At 58.0% G+C, this 15,494-nt stretch carries 14 protein-coding genes; 9 read left to right on the top strand and 5 right to left on the bottom strand.

Features of this window, described 5'->3' with window-relative positions; translation table 11 throughout:
• Positions 1 to 175: 175 nt before the first annotated feature.
• Together ahcY and NQF87_RS05465 are read left to right on the top strand one after the other, a co-directional pair.
• Entirely contained in the window at positions 176 to 1,474 is a 1,299-nt protein-coding gene (gene ahcY / locus NQF87_RS05460; RefSeq protein ID WP_266127421.1) for an adenosylhomocysteinase, read from the top strand.
• A gap of 84 nt (positions 1,475 to 1,558) precedes the next feature.
• The gene (locus NQF87_RS05465; RefSeq protein WP_266127422.1) at positions 1,559 to 1,957 is read left to right on the top strand and encodes a DUF3597 domain-containing protein; all 399 of its coding nucleotides are present in this window, start codon (positions 1,559 to 1,561) and stop codon (positions 1,955 to 1,957) included.
• Between the two features lie 82 nt (positions 1,958 to 2,039).
• On the opposite strand, the gene sucB is transcribed toward NQF87_RS05465, so the two are convergent.
• Positions 2,040 to 3,170 (bottom strand): dihydrolipoyllysine-residue succinyltransferase, encoded by a 1,131-nt coding sequence (gene sucB / locus NQF87_RS05470; RefSeq protein WP_266127423.1) that lies wholly within the window; start codon positions 3,168 to 3,170, stop codon positions 2,040 to 2,042.
• Between the two features lie 149 nt (positions 3,171 to 3,319).
• Between sucB and NQF87_RS05475 the strand changes: the two genes are divergently transcribed.
• The 3 genes from NQF87_RS05475 (at position 3,320) to rho (ending at position 7,537) form a co-directional block, all read left to right on the top strand.
• Positions 3,320 to 3,946: a gluconate 2-dehydrogenase subunit 3 family protein gene (locus NQF87_RS05475; protein ID WP_266127424.1), complete on the top strand. Its 627-nt coding sequence runs from the start codon at positions 3,320 to 3,322 to the stop codon at positions 3,944 to 3,946.
• Positions 3,947 to 4,395: 449 nt separating this feature from the next.
• Positions 4,396 to 5,940 carry a GMC family oxidoreductase gene (locus NQF87_RS05480; protein ID WP_266127425.1) on the top strand — a complete coding sequence of 515 codons (1,545 nt, stop codon included), beginning with the start codon at positions 4,396 to 4,398 and terminating at the stop codon, positions 5,938 to 5,940.
• Between the two features lie 286 nt (positions 5,941 to 6,226).
• The gene (rho, locus tag NQF87_RS05485) at positions 6,227 to 7,537 is read left to right on the top strand and encodes a transcription termination factor Rho (protein WP_266127586.1); all 1,311 of its coding nucleotides are present in this window, start codon (positions 6,227 to 6,229) and stop codon (positions 7,535 to 7,537) included.
• Between the two features lie 92 nt (positions 7,538 to 7,629).
• Here the strand turns inward: rho and NQF87_RS05490 are convergent, their stop codons facing one another.
• The 4 genes from NQF87_RS05490 to NQF87_RS05505 form a co-directional block, all read right to left on the bottom strand.
• On the bottom strand, positions 7,630 to 7,779 hold the full coding sequence (locus NQF87_RS05490) for a hypothetical protein (protein WP_266127426.1): 150 nt from the start codon (positions 7,777 to 7,779) through the stop codon (positions 7,630 to 7,632).
• Positions 7,766 to 8,785 carry a cytochrome d ubiquinol oxidase subunit II gene (gene cydB / locus NQF87_RS05495; RefSeq protein ID WP_266127427.1) on the bottom strand — a complete coding sequence of 340 codons (1,020 nt, stop codon included), beginning with the start codon at positions 8,783 to 8,785 and terminating at the stop codon, positions 7,766 to 7,768. The genes NQF87_RS05490 and cydB overlap by 14 nt, the downstream gene beginning before the upstream one ends.
• A gap of 1 nt (position 8,786) precedes the next feature.
• Positions 8,787 to 10,202, bottom strand: a complete 1,416-nt coding sequence (locus NQF87_RS05500) for a cytochrome ubiquinol oxidase subunit I (protein WP_266127428.1) — start codon at positions 10,200 to 10,202, stop codon at positions 8,787 to 8,789.
• A gap of 201 nt (positions 10,203 to 10,403) precedes the next feature.
• Positions 10,404 to 10,865 carry a methylated-DNA--[protein]-cysteine S-methyltransferase gene (locus NQF87_RS05505; protein WP_266127587.1) on the bottom strand — a complete coding sequence of 154 codons (462 nt, stop codon included), beginning with the start codon at positions 10,863 to 10,865 and terminating at the stop codon, positions 10,404 to 10,406.
• Between the two features lie 88 nt (positions 10,866 to 10,953).
• Here NQF87_RS05505 and mnmE point away from each other — a divergent pair, with 88 nt between their 5' ends.
• From mnmE to NQF87_RS05525, 4 genes are read left to right on the top strand one after another with little or no spacing between them, the layout of a single operon-like run.
• Positions 10,954 to 12,246 (top strand): tRNA uridine-5-carboxymethylaminomethyl(34) synthesis GTPase MnmE, encoded by a 1,293-nt coding sequence (gene mnmE, locus NQF87_RS05510; protein ID WP_266127429.1) that lies wholly within the window; start codon positions 10,954 to 10,956, stop codon positions 12,244 to 12,246.
• A gap of 10 nt (positions 12,247 to 12,256) precedes the next feature.
• Positions 12,257 to 14,128: a tRNA uridine-5-carboxymethylaminomethyl(34) synthesis enzyme MnmG gene (mnmG, locus tag NQF87_RS05515; protein WP_266127430.1), complete on the top strand. Its 1,872-nt coding sequence runs from the start codon at positions 12,257 to 12,259 to the stop codon at positions 14,126 to 14,128.
• The gene (gene rsmG, locus NQF87_RS05520) at positions 14,128 to 14,706 is read left to right on the top strand and encodes a 16S rRNA (guanine(527)-N(7))-methyltransferase RsmG (RefSeq protein WP_266127588.1); all 579 of its coding nucleotides are present in this window, start codon (positions 14,128 to 14,130) and stop codon (positions 14,704 to 14,706) included. Before mnmG ends, rsmG begins: the two co-directional genes overlap by 1 nt.
• Positions 14,690 to 15,490: a ParA family protein gene (locus tag NQF87_RS05525; protein ID WP_407652020.1), complete on the top strand. Its 801-nt coding sequence runs from the start codon at positions 14,690 to 14,692 to the stop codon at positions 15,488 to 15,490. Before rsmG ends, NQF87_RS05525 begins: the two co-directional genes overlap by 17 nt.
• Positions 15,491 to 15,494 lie beyond the last annotated feature (4 nt).

The following is a 15,494-nucleotide window of genomic DNA, read 5'->3' on the forward strand; positions in this document are numbered from 1 at the left end:
CGGAGGGACGCAATATGGGCACCGCCATTTTCTGGTGGGAAACTATTGATCCGCTCTTCTTTCCACCCTTCCGGCAAGGCTCTATAGTTTTCCCGATGCCTGAACCGTGAACAGGCCTCGCCTTCCCCGCGGTTCCATCCATAATCATCAACTGCTGAAAGCTGAGGAAGCATATATGGCTACGCAGGATTACAAGGTTCGTGACATGTCCCTGGCCGACTGGGGCCGCAAGGAAATCTCCATTGCCGAGGGTGAAATGCCGGGCCTGATGGCCCTCCGTGAGGAATATGGCAAAAGCCAGCCCCTGAAAGGTGCCCGGATCGCCGGCTGCCTGCACATGACCATTCAGACTGCCGTGCTGATCGAAACGCTGATCGCCCTGGGTGCCACGGTCCGCTGGTCCTCCTGCAACGTGTTTTCCACGCAGGATCAGGCTGCCGCTGCCATTGCTGCTGCCAACATTCCCGTTTTCGCCTGGAAGGGCATGAACGAGGAAGAGTTCATCTGGTGCATCGAGCAGACCATCACAGGCCCGGATGGCTGGACACCCAACATGATCCTCGATGATGGCGGTGACCTGACCACCCTCATGCATGAGAAATATCCTGAGCTTCTCAAGGACGTCCGTGGCATTTCCGAAGAAACGACCACGGGCGTGCACCGTCTCTGGGACATGGAGCGCAAGGGCACGCTCAAGGTTCCGGCCATCAATGTCAATGACAGCGTGACCAAGTCCAAGTTCGACAACCTCTATGGCTGCCGTGAAAGCCTCGTGGATGCCATCCGCCGTGGCACCGATGTCATGATGGCTGGCAAGGTTGCCGTCGTGGCCGGTTATGGTGATGTCGGTAAAGGCTCTGCTGCCTCCCTCCGCAGCGCAGGCTGCCGTGTGCTGGTGACGGAAGTTGACCCGATCTGCGCCCTTCAGGCCGCCATGGAAGGCTATGAGGTCGTCACGATGGAGAATGCCGCTCCCCGTGGTGACATTTTCGTGACCTGCACCGGCAACGAAGACATCATCACCATCGAGCACATGCGTGAGATGAAGGACCGGGCCATCGTCTGCAATATCGGGCATTTCGACAGTGAAATTCAGGTCTCTGCCCTGCGCAACCACAAATGGACCAACATCAAGCCACAGGTTGATGAGATCGAGCTGGCTCCGAACCGCCGTCTCATTCTTCTGTCCGAAGGCCGTCTGGTCAATCTGGGTAACGCCACCGGCCACCCGTCCTTCGTGATGTCCGCCTCCTTCACCAACCAGACACTGGCCCAGATCGAACTCTGGAACGCAAAGACTGGCCAGTATGAGGCAGGAAAAGTTTATACTCTGCCAAAAATCCTTGATGAAAAGGTTGCGGCTCTCCATCTTGCCAAAGTGGGAGCCACGCTCTCCAAAATGACACAGGCCCAGGCTGATTATATCGGGGTTTCCCCGACCGGGCCGTTCAAGCACGATCTGTACCGTTACTGATCACTTTGCCGTCCGTTCCCTGCCATCACTCCGGTGGCAGGGAACCGCTGACCACTTACTCCTGTTTCAGGGAAGGAACATATCATGGGTCTTTTCAACGACATCGTTTCCAAGGTCTCCGGCTTCGCCAAGAGCCTGTTCGGCTCCTCCACGGCAGACGCTGCCGAAACTCCGCAGCCCGATGCTGCTCCGGCCGCCGCTGATGCAGCAGCCCCCTCCATTGCTCAGGTGGATGTGGATGCCGTCCTGAAGGAACTGGCTGCCAAGGCAGGCCAACCCCTGAACTACAAGGAGTCCATTGTCGACCTGCTCAAGCTCCTCGGCCTCGACAGCTCCCTGAAAGCCCGCCAGTCTCTGGCTGACGAGCTGCACTATACCGGGGACAAGAACGACACGGCCACAATGAATGTCTGGCTCATCAAGCAGGTCTACACCGAGCTTGCCAACAATGGCGGCAAGATCCCGGCTGGCTGGGGTCACTGATCCCCATTCCTGGCAGGAAACTTCCTGACCAGACAAAGAAAACCCCTCCGCCCATTCATGAGCGGAGGGGTTTTCTTTGTCCTCAGATATCCAGCAGCAGACGGCGCGGGTCTTCAATCAGCTCTTTCAGCCTCACAAGGAAACTGACAGCCTCCCGCCCATCCACCAGACGATGATCGTAGGAAAGAGCCACATACATCATCGGACGGATGACCACCTGCCCATCCACCGCCACGGGACGGTCCTGGATGGCATGCATCCCCAGAACACCAGACTGCGGCGCATTGAGAATGGGGGTGGAGAGCAGCGACCCGAAAATACCGCCATTCGTGATGGTGAAGCTGCCGCCTTCAAGCTCCTTCAGGGCAAGGCCGCCCTTGCGGGCACGTCTACCATAATCGGCGATCTGCCGCTCCAGTTTGGCAAAACCCAGCGTCTCAGCTTCCCGCAGGACAGGGACAACCAGCCCCCGTTCCGTTCCCACGGCAATGCCCAGATTGACGTGATCCTGATAGACAATTTCATTGCCTTCAATCCGGGCATTCAGCACCGGAAAATCCTTCAGTGCCCCCACGATGGCCCGTGCAAAGAAAGACATGAACCCCAGACGGGCACCGTCATGCTTCTTCTCAAACAGGTCCCGATACTGGCTGCGCAGAGCCTTGACGGCACTCATGTCGACTTCATTGAATGTCGTCAGGATGGCCGCATTGTTCTGGGCCGCCTTGAGATTACGGGCAATGGTCTGACGCAGACGACTCATGGGCACACGCCGCTCCCCTGTCACCTTCCCGGCAGAAGCCTTTCCAGACCCGACAGAGGGCGGTACGGGAGCTGTCTGGATGACCGTCCCTCCAGACACTGTGTCAGACACATCACTGCCCGACACGGCCGGACCATGATCCGTCACATTCTGTTCAGCCGTCGTCTGGAGTGACACGTCCCGTTCCTTTAAGGCCTGCGGTTCAGGAGCCGTAGCCTGATCATCCACATGGGCAATCACCTGCCCGACCTCGACATCGGTCCCTTCCGCCAGGTCATGTTTCAGTTTTCCGGCAACCGGTGCGGGTACATCCAGTGTGACCTTGTCCGTTTCCAGCTCCAGAACAGCCTCCCCGGCCTGCACGTAGTCGCCGGACTGTTTCAGCCAACGCATCACGGTTGCCTGTTTCAGGCTTTCACCAAGCACAGGGACCTTAATTTCAACCGTCATCGTGACTCCTGCCATTCCAGAACTTGAAAAACAGGCCTGCCCCCCTACATGCCGGGGGAGGTCCAGCCTCCATGCTTTATTATATCCCCTGATGCGGGGATAGGGTAAAGCCTTCTCTCTGTCTTTTCACTTTTCTTGAGGGACATGTCATGTCTTACTCTCCCCCTCCCTTTCTCCAGTCTGATCATGTTTCATCCCGTACACGCTCCATCCTGCTCAGAAGAATGGAGCAGGAACAGGGCAGACGAGAAAATCTGTCCCCGGAAGCTTTCCAGCTTCTCGAGACCGTCTGTGATGACATCCTGCCCCAGCAGTTTCTTCTGGGTGATCTACGTCTCAATCTGGCTGTCATGATTGATCAGTCCCTTGCAGGATCGGGTGATGGTTGGCGTTTTGCTGAACTGCCTGCCGACCTTCAGGCATGGGAAGATGGCCTGACGTCACTGAATCAGTATGCCCAGGCTCTTTTTTCGCAGAATTATACCGCCCTTCATGCTGACCAGAGAGGCGTGGTTCTGGACCAGGCTTTTGACGGAACATTGCCAGAGCATGATCAGGCTGTTTTTTCACCTGAACAGATGGCATTATGGAGCGGTGACTTACGCCATAACATCGTATCCTTTTTTCTGGCGCATCCTGTCGTGCAGGACAGGCTGGGAATTTCAGCCAACATGACAGGAGGAGATCATATAATTCAGGGATTTAAGGCTGATTCCCTGACAGACAAGGAAGGCTTTGAGCCAGATCATAAACGCCATTTCATGGCTCAGTCATAGATCAGAAATATGGGGTCTGACTGCTTGTTTATAGGATCAGAAGAACCGGTTCGTAGAGCTGGATCACGGTGTTCCTTGGAAGACATGTTTCAGTGCTTCGTTCTGGTGTGATGCAGTTTTTTTCGTCTGACTGTCGAATATCACAACAGTTAAATTATAAATTTATAATTTAGATGATGTAGAAAAACCTTGTGGAAACTGGGGTACCCGGTTTTCTGAAAATGTACCCCAGCTTGCTCACAGTGTGTACAACTCCACAAAACAAGGAAGATCAAGGGATGCAGAATGTTATCCCTCCTTTTCCACAGAACCCCTGTGTACAATCCCCTTTTTATAAGGGGGTACAGTACCGTCCCCGGTACTCGGTACCTCATCTCCTGTCAGGCAGTAATGTCCCCATGTACCCCAGTACGAACGTCTTTCATTCATGAACGGATAAGAAGAGTCTCATGAGCCAACAGAATTCTCCCAATTTTTCTCAGGATACTGTCGATGTTGTCGTTATTGGAACGGGAGCAGGTGGTGCCCCCCTGACGGCCCGGCTTGCCATGGCTGGGCGTCGGGTTGTGGCACTGGAGGCGGGACCGGCTTTCAGTGCCCGGTCCCATACGCCGGATGAACCGGCGGCCCAGGAACTGTACTGGCTGCATGAACGTCTGTCAGGTGGCGGGACGCCTCAGGCCTTTGGTGGTAATAACAGTGGAACGGGCATAGGGGGGTCCCTTCTTCATTACGGAGCCTTTCTGCCCCGCATGGATGCCCGGGATTATCGGCTGTTCAGCGAGAGTGGCAAAGGTGTCGACTGGCCCTTCGGTGCGGAAGAGCTTCAGCCTTATGTGGAAGAGGTGGAACGTTTCATCGGCGTGAGTGGTCCAGCGCATTATCCGTGGGACGCCGACCGTCATTATGCCTATCCGCCGCTGGCACCCAACATGGCGGCTCTGAAAATGCGTCAGGCCTGTGACAATGTCGGGCTGCGTCATGCTGATGGTCCCGTGGCCGTGATTACGAAAGATCATGACCAGCCGCATTTTGGACGGCGGGAACAGTGCGTGAACTGTGGAGCCTGTCATCAGGGCTGCCGGAACGGGGCGAAATCAGGTGTGGACAACACATATCTGCCTCTGGCCTGTGCTCATGGGGCAGAGCTGCGTCCTGGCTGCATGGCGACGGGGTTTGAGCGGGATAGCCAGGGACGCATTACGGCAGTCATCTATGTGCGGAATGGTCGGGAAGAGCGGCAGAAATGCAGGGCTGTGGTGCTGTCCGCCGGGGCCGTGGAAACGGCCCGTCTGCTGCTGAATAATGGTCTGGCGAACAGTTCCGGGCAGGTGGGCCGTAATTACATGACGCATGTTTCCACGCAGGTATGGGGCATCTTTGATGAGGAAACCCAACCGAACAAGGGTTATCCGTCCCTGACCATCTCTGAAGACATGATGCGGCCGAAGGATGCCGATTTTGCAGGGGGATATCTGCTCCAGTCTCTGGGCATGATGCCGCTGACATGGGCTGCCAATCTTGTCCGGGCCGATGGACGGCGTGGTGAGGCACTCAGCCGTACACTGGCTGCCTATAATTACAGTGCCGGGATTGGCATGCATGGTGAGAGTCTGCCAAGCGAGAAGAACCGTGTGACGCTTTCTGACGAGAAGGATGCTTTCGGTCTGCCCAAGCCACGGATTGACCATACATATGGGCCGAATGAGGAAGCCATGCACCATCATGCGTCCCGTCTGATGGTGAAGATGTGGGAGTCCATCGGTGCGAAGGACATCCGTATCATCAGCCGTGCGGCCCACATGATCGGGACCTGCCGGATGGGGATGGATGCGGGGGCGGCCGTGGTCAATCCATATGGGCGCAGCTTTGACATCGACAATCTGTGGATCAGCGATCACTCTACCTTCCCGAGTTCTGGAGCGGCCAATCCGGCCCTGACCATCATGGCCCTGTCCCTGCGGACGGCAGATGCCATGCTGAAACAGGTTTGAAGGGCCTTTAAGGCCATGTGAGGGCTGCTTGACAGTGCAGCCCTCTTTCACCTAGGAAGAAAGCCGACCTGACGGTGGCGGCGTCCTGCCTTGCCTGCCGGGTCATCTCCTTCTTACCGGAAGGCAGTTTTGCCGGTTTTCGTGGGATGGTTTCTCGGACCGTCCAGGCTGGCTGGTCTGCCTGTGGCGTGGCCCCTGCATGGCTGTGCAGGTATCCGGCCTGTATTCTGGTTCTACGTCCATCCCGCTTTTCTCCCCACCGGGGCACATCAAGGCGCATCATTTCATGCATCTCGCCGAACTGAAGAAGAAATCTCCTGCTGATCTGCTGGCTTTTGCTGAGGAACTGGAGGTTGAAAACGCATCGTCCCTGCGCAAGCAGGACATGATGTTTGCCATCCTCAAGAGCCTCGCCGAGCGTGACCAGGCAATTTATGGTGAAGGCACACTTGAGATCCTGCCGGATGGCTTCGGCTTCCTGCGCAGCCCGGAAGCCAACTATCTGCCCGGTCCGGATGACATCTATGTGTCTCCTGCACAGGTGCGACGTTTTGCGCTGCGGCCCGGTGATACGGTGGAAGGCGAGATCCGTGCCCCGCGGGATGGTGAACGGTACTTTGCGCTTCAGAAGGTCAACACCATCAATTTCGAGGCTCCGGAGCAGGTCCGGACCCGGATCAATTTTGACAACCTGACACCTCTCTTCCCTGAACGCCGTCTCCGCATGGAGACTGAGCCGAAGGGTGAGGTCAGTGCTGCCCCGGCTCCGGCCAAGGGCAAGGGACGTGACCGCAAGGACCAGAAGGATTACACCTCCCGTGTGATCGATCTGGTCTCTCCCATCGGCATGGGCCAGCGTGCCCTGATCGTTGCCCCGCCAAGAACGGGCAAGACGGTGATGCTCCAGAGCATTGCGGCCTCCATTTCCGCCAATCATCCGGATGTGTTCCTCATCGTCCTTCTGATTGACGAGCGGCCGGAGGAAGTGACGGACATGGCCCGTTCTGTCCGTGGTGAGGTTGTGTCCTCCACCTTCGATGAGCCGGCGCACCGTCATGTGCAGGTGACGGAAATGGTACTGGAAAAGGCCAAGCGTCTTGTTGAGCACAAGCGTGACGTGGTCATCCTGCTGGATTCCATCACTCGTCTGGCCCGTGCCTATAACACCGTCGTGCCGTCATCCGGCAAGGTGCTGACTGGTGGTGTGGATGCCAACGCACTCCAGCGGCCGAAGCGTTTCTTCGGTGCGGCCCGTAACATCGAGGAAGGTGGCTCCCTGACGATCATTGCCACGGCCCTGATTGATACGGGGTCCCGCATGGATGAAGTCATCTTTGAAGAATTTAAGGGAACGGGTAACTCCGAGCTGATGTTGGATCGCAAGCTGGCAGACAAGCGGACCTTCCCGGCTATCGACATCACCAAGTCCGGTACCCGCAAGGAAGAGCTGCTGGTGGATCGGGCCTCCCTCTCCAAGATGTGGGTCCTGCGCCGTATCCTTGCCCCGATGGGCACGATGGATGCCATGGACTTCCTGCTGGACAAGCTGCGCTACAGCAAGACCAATCAGGACTTCTTTGATGCGATGAACAACTGAGCATCAGACTGAACGTATCAGTCTAAAAGAAAAGGCAGGCCCCGTATGGGACCTGCCTTTTTCTGTGACGAGTCTGTTGGACTGGTTTTCCTTTAATGTGGGATCAGCATGTGGAACAGGCTGGCCACCAGAATGATGGTGACCGTGCCCGCTACCCAGAGGCCGAGGAACCAGCCCAGACGTTTGCGAAAAGAAGCCGGGACTTTCTTTTCATCGTATGTGGTGAATTTAGTGATATCCATCGGCTTTGGTGACCTTTCCACGGAAGAGATAATAGGAATAGATTGAGTAACCCGTGATGATGGGCAGCAGGATGACCGTTCCGGCAAGCTGGAAGAGCTGGCTGGGGACAGGTGAGGCGACATCCCACAATGTCAAGGTCGGGGGGACGGCATAGGGCCAGATGGTGATGGCCAGTCCAACCAGACTGAGCAGGAACCACCCTATTGTGCAGAGAAATGGCGTGATGGCATGGTCCCTGTCCAGAGTGCGCCACATCAGGAAACCGGCCAGAGCCACCAGCAGCGGGACAGGCAGGCAGAGCAGGATGTTCGGGAAGGCAATCCAGCGATGCAGATAGGGGGCATGAAGGAAGGGCGTCCAGCAGCTGACGGCAATGATGCAGAGCAGCATCAGGACGGACAGTGTCTTGGACCAGCGGCGGCACTGCTCTTCCAGCTCATCTGACGTGCGCCAGACAAGCCATGTCGTGCCCAGCAGGGCATAGCCAATGACAACGGACAGGCCACAGAGGACACTGAAGGGGGACAGCCAGTCCATGGGGTTACCAGCAAAAGCTCCATTGCTGGTGTGGATACCCTGAACATACCCGCCAAGAATGCATCCCTGACAGAAGGCGGCAAGGGTAGAGCCTGCCATGAAGCTCGTGTTCCAGAAGGTCCGGTGGCTGGGGGAATGCGCCATGATGCGGAACTCGAACGCAACGCCACGGAAGATCAGCGCACCCAGCATGATGATGATGGGGATGTAAAAGGCAGGCAGCAGCGTGCTGTAGGCTCCGGGGAAGACCCCGAACAGGGTCGCGCCTCCCAGAACCATCCATGTTTCATTGCCATCCCAGACGGGGGCAATGGTGTTGACCATGATGTCACGATGGTCCGGCTTCTTCTCGAAAGCGAAGAGCATGCCGATGCCCAGATCGAAGCCATCGAGAATGACATAGACTGAAATGGCCAGAATGACGATGAAGGCCCAGATGAAGGGCAGATAGTAGGCGAGGCCGGACATGTCAGGGTGCCTCCTTGTTCTGAGAGACCGTGTGATGGTGGCTTCCGAGGATCATGATGTCATCCTGGGCACTGTCGGCGGCTTCTGGCGCGGCACGGAGCAGGCGGACGAGCATCAGGAGGCCGGAGCCGAAGACGAAGACATAGACCACGACAAAAAGCAGCATGGAGAAAGACAGGCTGGAAAGAGCCAGTGGTGAGGCACTGTCTTTCGTGCGGAGCAGGCCATAGACGGTCCAGGGCTGGCGGCCCACCTCCGTCGTGACCCAGCCACAGAGCAGGGCCAGAAAACCGGCCGGTGCCATGAAGAGCATGACCCGCAGGAAGAGCGGATGCTCAAAGAGACGTTTCCTGTGGCGCAGCCAGAGCGACCACAGACCGCAGAGGAACATGAGGCCCCCCAGAGCAATCATGATGCGGAAGGAGAAGAACACGATTGGTGAAGGGGCACGCTGGTCCGCCGGGTAATCCTTCAGTCCGGGAACCTTGCCATTGATGTCGTGGGTCAGGATGAAGGACCCCAGAAGCGGAATGCCTATGGCATAATCCGTATGTTCGGTCTTCATGTTCGGGATGCCGAACAGCAGTTCGGAAGCCCGTCTTTCGCTTGTCCAGTCGCCTTCCATGGCGGCAATCTTGGCAGGCTGATATTTCAGGGTGTTCAGCCCGTGCATGTCCCCGGCCACGATCTGGAGAGGGGCCGTGACGACAATCATCCAGAGGGACAGGGAGAACATCAGGCGGACCGTACTGTCTGCCTGAATCCCGTTCTTTCTGGCCCTGAGCAGATGCCAGGCACCCGCTGCCGCCACGGTGAAGGCCACTGACAGCATGGCGGCCAGTGCCATGTGGGTGATCCGGTAGGGGAAAGAGGGATTGAAGATGATGGCCAGCCAGTCATGCGGCAAGAAGTGGCCTGTCTTCGGGTCGATGACATAGCCCCGTGGGGTCTGCATCCATGAATTGGAGGCGAGAATCCACGTCATGGAAATCAGTGTTCCCGTCGTGACGGCGCAGGTCGCAAAGAAGTGCATCCTGCGGCCCACACGGTTCAGCCCGAAGAGCATGACCCCGAGGAAGCCGGCTTCCATGAAGAAGGCCGTCATGACTTCGTAGGAGAGCAGGACACCGGTGATCGGCCCTGCCTTGGCGGAGAACCCAGCCCAGTTGGTTCCGAATTCGTAAGCCATCACGATCCCGGAAACGACTCCCATGCCGAAGACGATTGAAAAGACCTTCAACCAGTATTTGAAGAGATTCAAATAACGGTCATCATTCGTTTTTAGCCACATTCCTTCCAGAAAAGTGAGAAAGACGGATAACCCTATGGAGAAGGCAGGAAAAATTATATGTACGCCGACAGTAAATGCGAATTGTATTCGTGCGATTATCAGGGGTAAATCATGGTCTTGAACCATAAATAATCATTCCTTTTCGTTGAAAGAGGAAGAATTTAACATATTTTTATTATTTAAGTTCAGGTATTTTAGAAAATTGATTTTCTTTTTCTTCTTATAGGTATTTTTTAACTGATGGCCACACCAGTCCACCCGCATTCCGTTCCGGGTATGCGGGGTTATGGGAAGAAATTGTTTGTTAGAGAATGATGGTCCCGTTTTTCAGGGGGCTGAAGCCTCACGTTCCAGCTCCAGGAGAAAGGCTTTTGTCTCCGTTCCTTCAAACCCGCTATAGTCACCATATCCCCTGCCATGTGCAGGCAGAACACGATGGCAGGGAATGAGGATGAGCAGAGGGTTACGGGCTACGGCCTGTCCGATGGACTGGGGGCTGCTGCCGACCGTTTCAGCCAGTTCGCCATAGGTACGGGTCTGACCGTGGGGAATGGTACGCAGGGCGGCCCAGACACGTTCCTGATACGCCGTGCCATCGAGCATCAGGGGGATGGACTGGAAGTTCACAGCCTCGCCGTCAAAGTAATCCTGCATCATGTCTCGCACTTTCAGCAGGAGGGGGGTTTCGCTCTGGTCCCGTCCCCAGCCTTCATCGAGGGAGACGATCTGTCCCTCTTCTTCACTGAGGGTCAGGGCACCGAGAGGGGAATGGAAGGAAAGCTGTGGCATGGCGGTCAGGCTGCCCGTTTTGCAGAGGGGCGTCAATTCTTTCTTCGGGCCGCTGCTTTTCCTGCCTGAGTGCTGTATGAAAGGCTGCATGACCTCAGCCAGCCTATCCACCCATACCATTTTTGCTGTGGCAACCGGCCCGGTACAGGGGGCCATTGCGGTCATGCGTGTGAGCGGGCCGGACAGTGCCGCCCTGTTGGAATCTCTCTGCGGGACAGTGCCTGCTCCCCGTCATGCCAGCCTGCGGGTCCTGAGGCATGAAGGTGACGTGCTGGATCATGCCCTCGTTCTCTGGCTGCCGGGGCCTCGCTCCTATACGGGTGAGGACAGTTTCGAGCTGCATCTTCATGCAGGCCCGGCCATTGTGGAGGCGGTCGCTCAGGCTCTCGTGTCTCTCGGTGCCCGCCCTGCCGAGCCGGGTGAGTTCACCCGCCGGGCCGTACAGGCAGGGCGGATGGACCTGTTGCAGGCCGAGGCCATAGCAGACCTCATCGAGGCCGATACACAGGCCCAGCGGCATCAGGCCCTGCGTCAGGCCGATGGGGCGTTGAGTCAGCTTTATGGGGGCTGGGCATCCCGGCTGCGGCAGATACTGGCCCAGCAGGAAGCCCTGATCGACTTCCCGGATGAAGAACTCCCCCCGGAGGTGGAAGATGCCCTTCTGGCCGACTGTCGGACCCTGGGTGAAGGGATTCAGGCTCATCTGGCTGATGAACGGGGTGAGGTCGTCCGTGATGGCCTGAAGATTGTTTTGGCAGGTGCCCCGAATGTCGGAAAGTCCAGCCTGCTGAATGCGCTGAGTGGCCAGGATGCTGCGATTGTCACGCAGAAGGCGGGCACGACACGGGATGCCATTGCTGTGGACTGGATGATTGAGGGTATTCGTGTCCGGCTGATTGATACGGCAGGCGTGCGGGAAACGGATGATGAGATCGAGGCGGAAGGCATCCGCCGAACCATGCGGCATGTGAAGGAGGCGGATCTACTCTTTCATCTTGTCGGGCCAGGGGATGAAACGCCCCTGCTGGCGGACCATGCCATAAGGCTGCGGACAAAGACGGACCTCGCCCCGGCACAGTCGGGTGAGCTTGGCATCCACACGAAGGATGAAGCCGGGCTGGCTCCTCTGCGGGAGTGGCTGAAAGCCCATCTGGCCCGTCTCATGGCCCAGCGTGGCACCCCGCCCCTGACCCGTGCCCGCCATCGGGCAGGGCTGAAGGAGGCGCAGGAGCATCTGACCCGCGCACTGGAAGCCTCATGGCCGGAGGTGCGTGGTGAGGAGCTGCGACTGGCCATGCAGGCCCTCGGCCGGCTGACGGGCCATGTGGATGTGGAAGCCCTGCTGGATACGATTTTTGGTCAGTTCTGTATAGGAAAGTGACGTTACCTCAATGAGTACATCACCTACGCATATCTATGATGTCATAGTGGTGGGGGGCGGTCATGCCGGGACAGAAGCCGCCGCCGCTGCCGCCCGCTTCGGAGCCCGAACCCTGCTGCTGACGCACAGACTGGACACTGTGGGCAGCATGTCCTGCAATCCGGCCATCGGTGGTATCGGCAAGGGCCATCTTGTGCGGGAGATTGATGCGTTTGATGGCCTCATGGGCAAGGCGGCGGACCGGGCGGGGATTCATTTCAAGCTGCTGAACCGTTCCAAAGGGCCGGCGGTGCATGGGCCTCGGGCGCAGGCGGATCGCTCGCTTTACCGGGTTGCCATTCAGGAGCTTCTAGCCGCTACGCCCAACCTGACCATGCTGGCCGGGGCTGTGGGTGATCTGATTGTTGAGCAGGGCCATGTCCGGGGTGTGATCTGCGAGGATGGCCGCCGCTTCTCCGCCGGGGCTGTCGTGCTGACGAGTGGCACCTTCCTGCGGGGCGTGATTCATACAGGGCGGGTCAGTCAGCCCGCCGGGCGGATTGGCGATGCCCCGGCCACACAGCTGGGGAAACGGCTGGAGGTTCTGGGGCTGAAAATGGGCCGCCTGAAGACCGGCACTCCGCCCCGTCTGGCCCGTGACAGCATCGACTGGGAGGCCCTGCCTGCTGATGAGGGCGATGCCGAGCCGGAAGCCTTCAGCACGCTGACGACCTCCCTGCCCAATAAGCAGATCGTCTGCCGCATCACGCAGACAACCCCGCAGACGCATAGGATCATTGAAGAAAACCTACATCTCTCGGCCATGTATGGCGGTGAGATCACCGGGCGGGGGCCTCGTTACTGCCCGTCCATTGAGGACAAGATCGTCCGTTTTGCAGGGCGGGACAGTCATCAGGTGTTTCTGGAGCCGGAGGCCCTTCCGGGCAATCCGGGCGGGGAGCTGGTCTATCCAAACGGTATCAGCACGTCCCTGCCTGCGGATGTGCAGGCCCAGATGATCGCTTCCATGCCGGGACTGGAGACAGCCCGCATCGTCACCCCCGGCTATGCTGTGGAGTATGATTATGTCGATCCGCGGGAACTGCGCCCGTCTCTGGAGCTGCGGGCCCTGCCCGGCCTGTATCTCGCCGGGCAGATCAATGGCACGACAGGGTATGAGGAAGCAGGCGCACAGGGCCTTCTGGCTGGACTGAATGCGGCCCGTGCCGTGGCGGGCAAGGAGCCGCTGACGTTGGGACGGGAGGAATCCTATCTCGGCGTGCTGATAGATGACCTGACCCTGCATGGCATCAGCGAACCTTATCGTATGTTTACGTCACGGGCGGAATATCGCCTTCTGCTGCGGGCTGATAATGCTGATCTGCGTCTGACGCCAAAGGCCATTGAAGCGGGTTGTGTTGGGCCGGAACGTGAGGCGGCATTCCGTGAAACGGTGCGCCAGATTGATGAGGCAATGGAGGAAGCCCGGAAACCGGCCTTCCTGCCCCAGCACCTGCGGGAACATGGCATTGAGGTCTCGCAGGATGGACGGCGACGCAGCCTGCTGGATGTGCTGGCCACACAGGCTGATGAGGCCCAGGTTGCCAGCCTTGCCCCGTGGTTTGCCACTCTGCCGGTCCGTATCGGGCGGCATGTGCAGACGGAGGCCCGGTATGGCGGGTATCTCCGCAGGCAGGAGCGGGAGATTCAGCAGCTGAAAAGTGAAGCCGCGGTGCGCCTGCCGGATGATCTGGATTACGGGGCGATCGGGGGGCTGAGTCAGGAAATGCAGGAGCGGCTGAGTGCCGCCCGTCCTACTGATTTTGCCGCTGCCGGGCGTGTCCGGGGCGTGACCCCGGCGGCTCTCATTGCTCTGCTCGCTCATGTCAGGAGCCGTACATGATGACGCATGTTTCACATGAAACAGAAAAGAAGCTCGCTCATTTTGCCAGCCTGCTGACCCGCTGGAATGAGAAGATCAACCTCGTCAGTCCGAAGGATATTACTCATCTTCGCCAGCGTCATATTGAGGACAGCCTCCAGCTTGTCCCACACATTGCGGCAGATGCCCGGATAACGGACCTTGGTTCTGGCGGCGGTTTCCCCGGCCTGATCGTGGCCATTGCGACAGGAAATCCGGTCACCCTGATTGAGTCCGACCAGCGCAAATGTGCCTTTCTGAGGGAGGCCGCTCGGGAATGCGGTGCCCGGGTCACCGTGCTGGCAAAACGGATTGAGCAGGCGGATGTTGAACCGGCAGACATCGTGACAGCCCGTGCGCTGGCCCCTCTGCCCCAGCTGCTCGACTGGGCACGGCCTCTGCTGAAGGAGGAAGGCTATTGTCTTTTCCTGAAGGGAAGAAAAGCATCAGATGAGTTGACCAGTGCCCGCTCCGACTGGCACATGACATATGAAACCCTTCCCAGTCGAACAGACCCTGACGGGGCCCTTCTCAGGATCAGTGATTTCAGACGTGTCTAAAGCTGCCTCACACACTCCGCATATCATCGCTATTGCCAACCAGAAGGGAGGTGTCGGCAAGACGACCACCAGCCTGAATCTGGCGGCGGCTCTGGCACGGCATAAGCGTGTCCTGCTGGTGGACCTCGACCCGCAGGGAAATGCCTCTACCGGCCTCGGGCTGGAATATGATGAGCGTGGTCGTGGGACATATGGCGCCCTGCTGGAGGATGCTCCTTCTGAGGCGCTCCTGCGCCCCAGCGTGGTGCCAAAACTGGATGTCATGCCCGCCTGTGGTGATCTGGCCGGGGCCGAGCTGGAAATGATCGATCAGGACCGGCGGGAATATCGGCTGCGGGATGCGCTGCAACCGTTACTGAACCGTTATGATATTGTCCTGATCGACTGCCCGCCCAGCCTTGGGCTGTTGACACTCAATGCGCTTGTCGTGGCGCAGAGTGTGCTGGTGCCGTTGCAATGTGAGTTTTTCGCTCTGGAAGGGATCAGCCAGCTGGTCCGCTCCATCGAGCGGGTGCGCCTGGCCTTTAACGCAGATCTGCACCTGGAAGGGATCGTGCTGACGATGTTCGATACCCGTAACAACCTGTCTGCTCTGGTGGCAGAGGATGCACGGGGTTTCTTCGGGGAACAGGTCTTCAAAACGGTGATTCCTCGTAATATCCGCATTTCCGAGGCACAGAGTCATGGCCGCCCTGTCATGGATTACGCCCGCAGCTCTACCGGGGCACTGGCTTATGAAGCTCTGGGAACCGAGCTGCTGAAACGGCTGAAGAAGAAAGGCTGAGCGA

The organism is Bombella dulcis, assembly GCF_026385505.1.
GTDB lineage: Bacteria > Pseudomonadota > Alphaproteobacteria > Acetobacterales > Acetobacteraceae > Bombella > Bombella dulcis.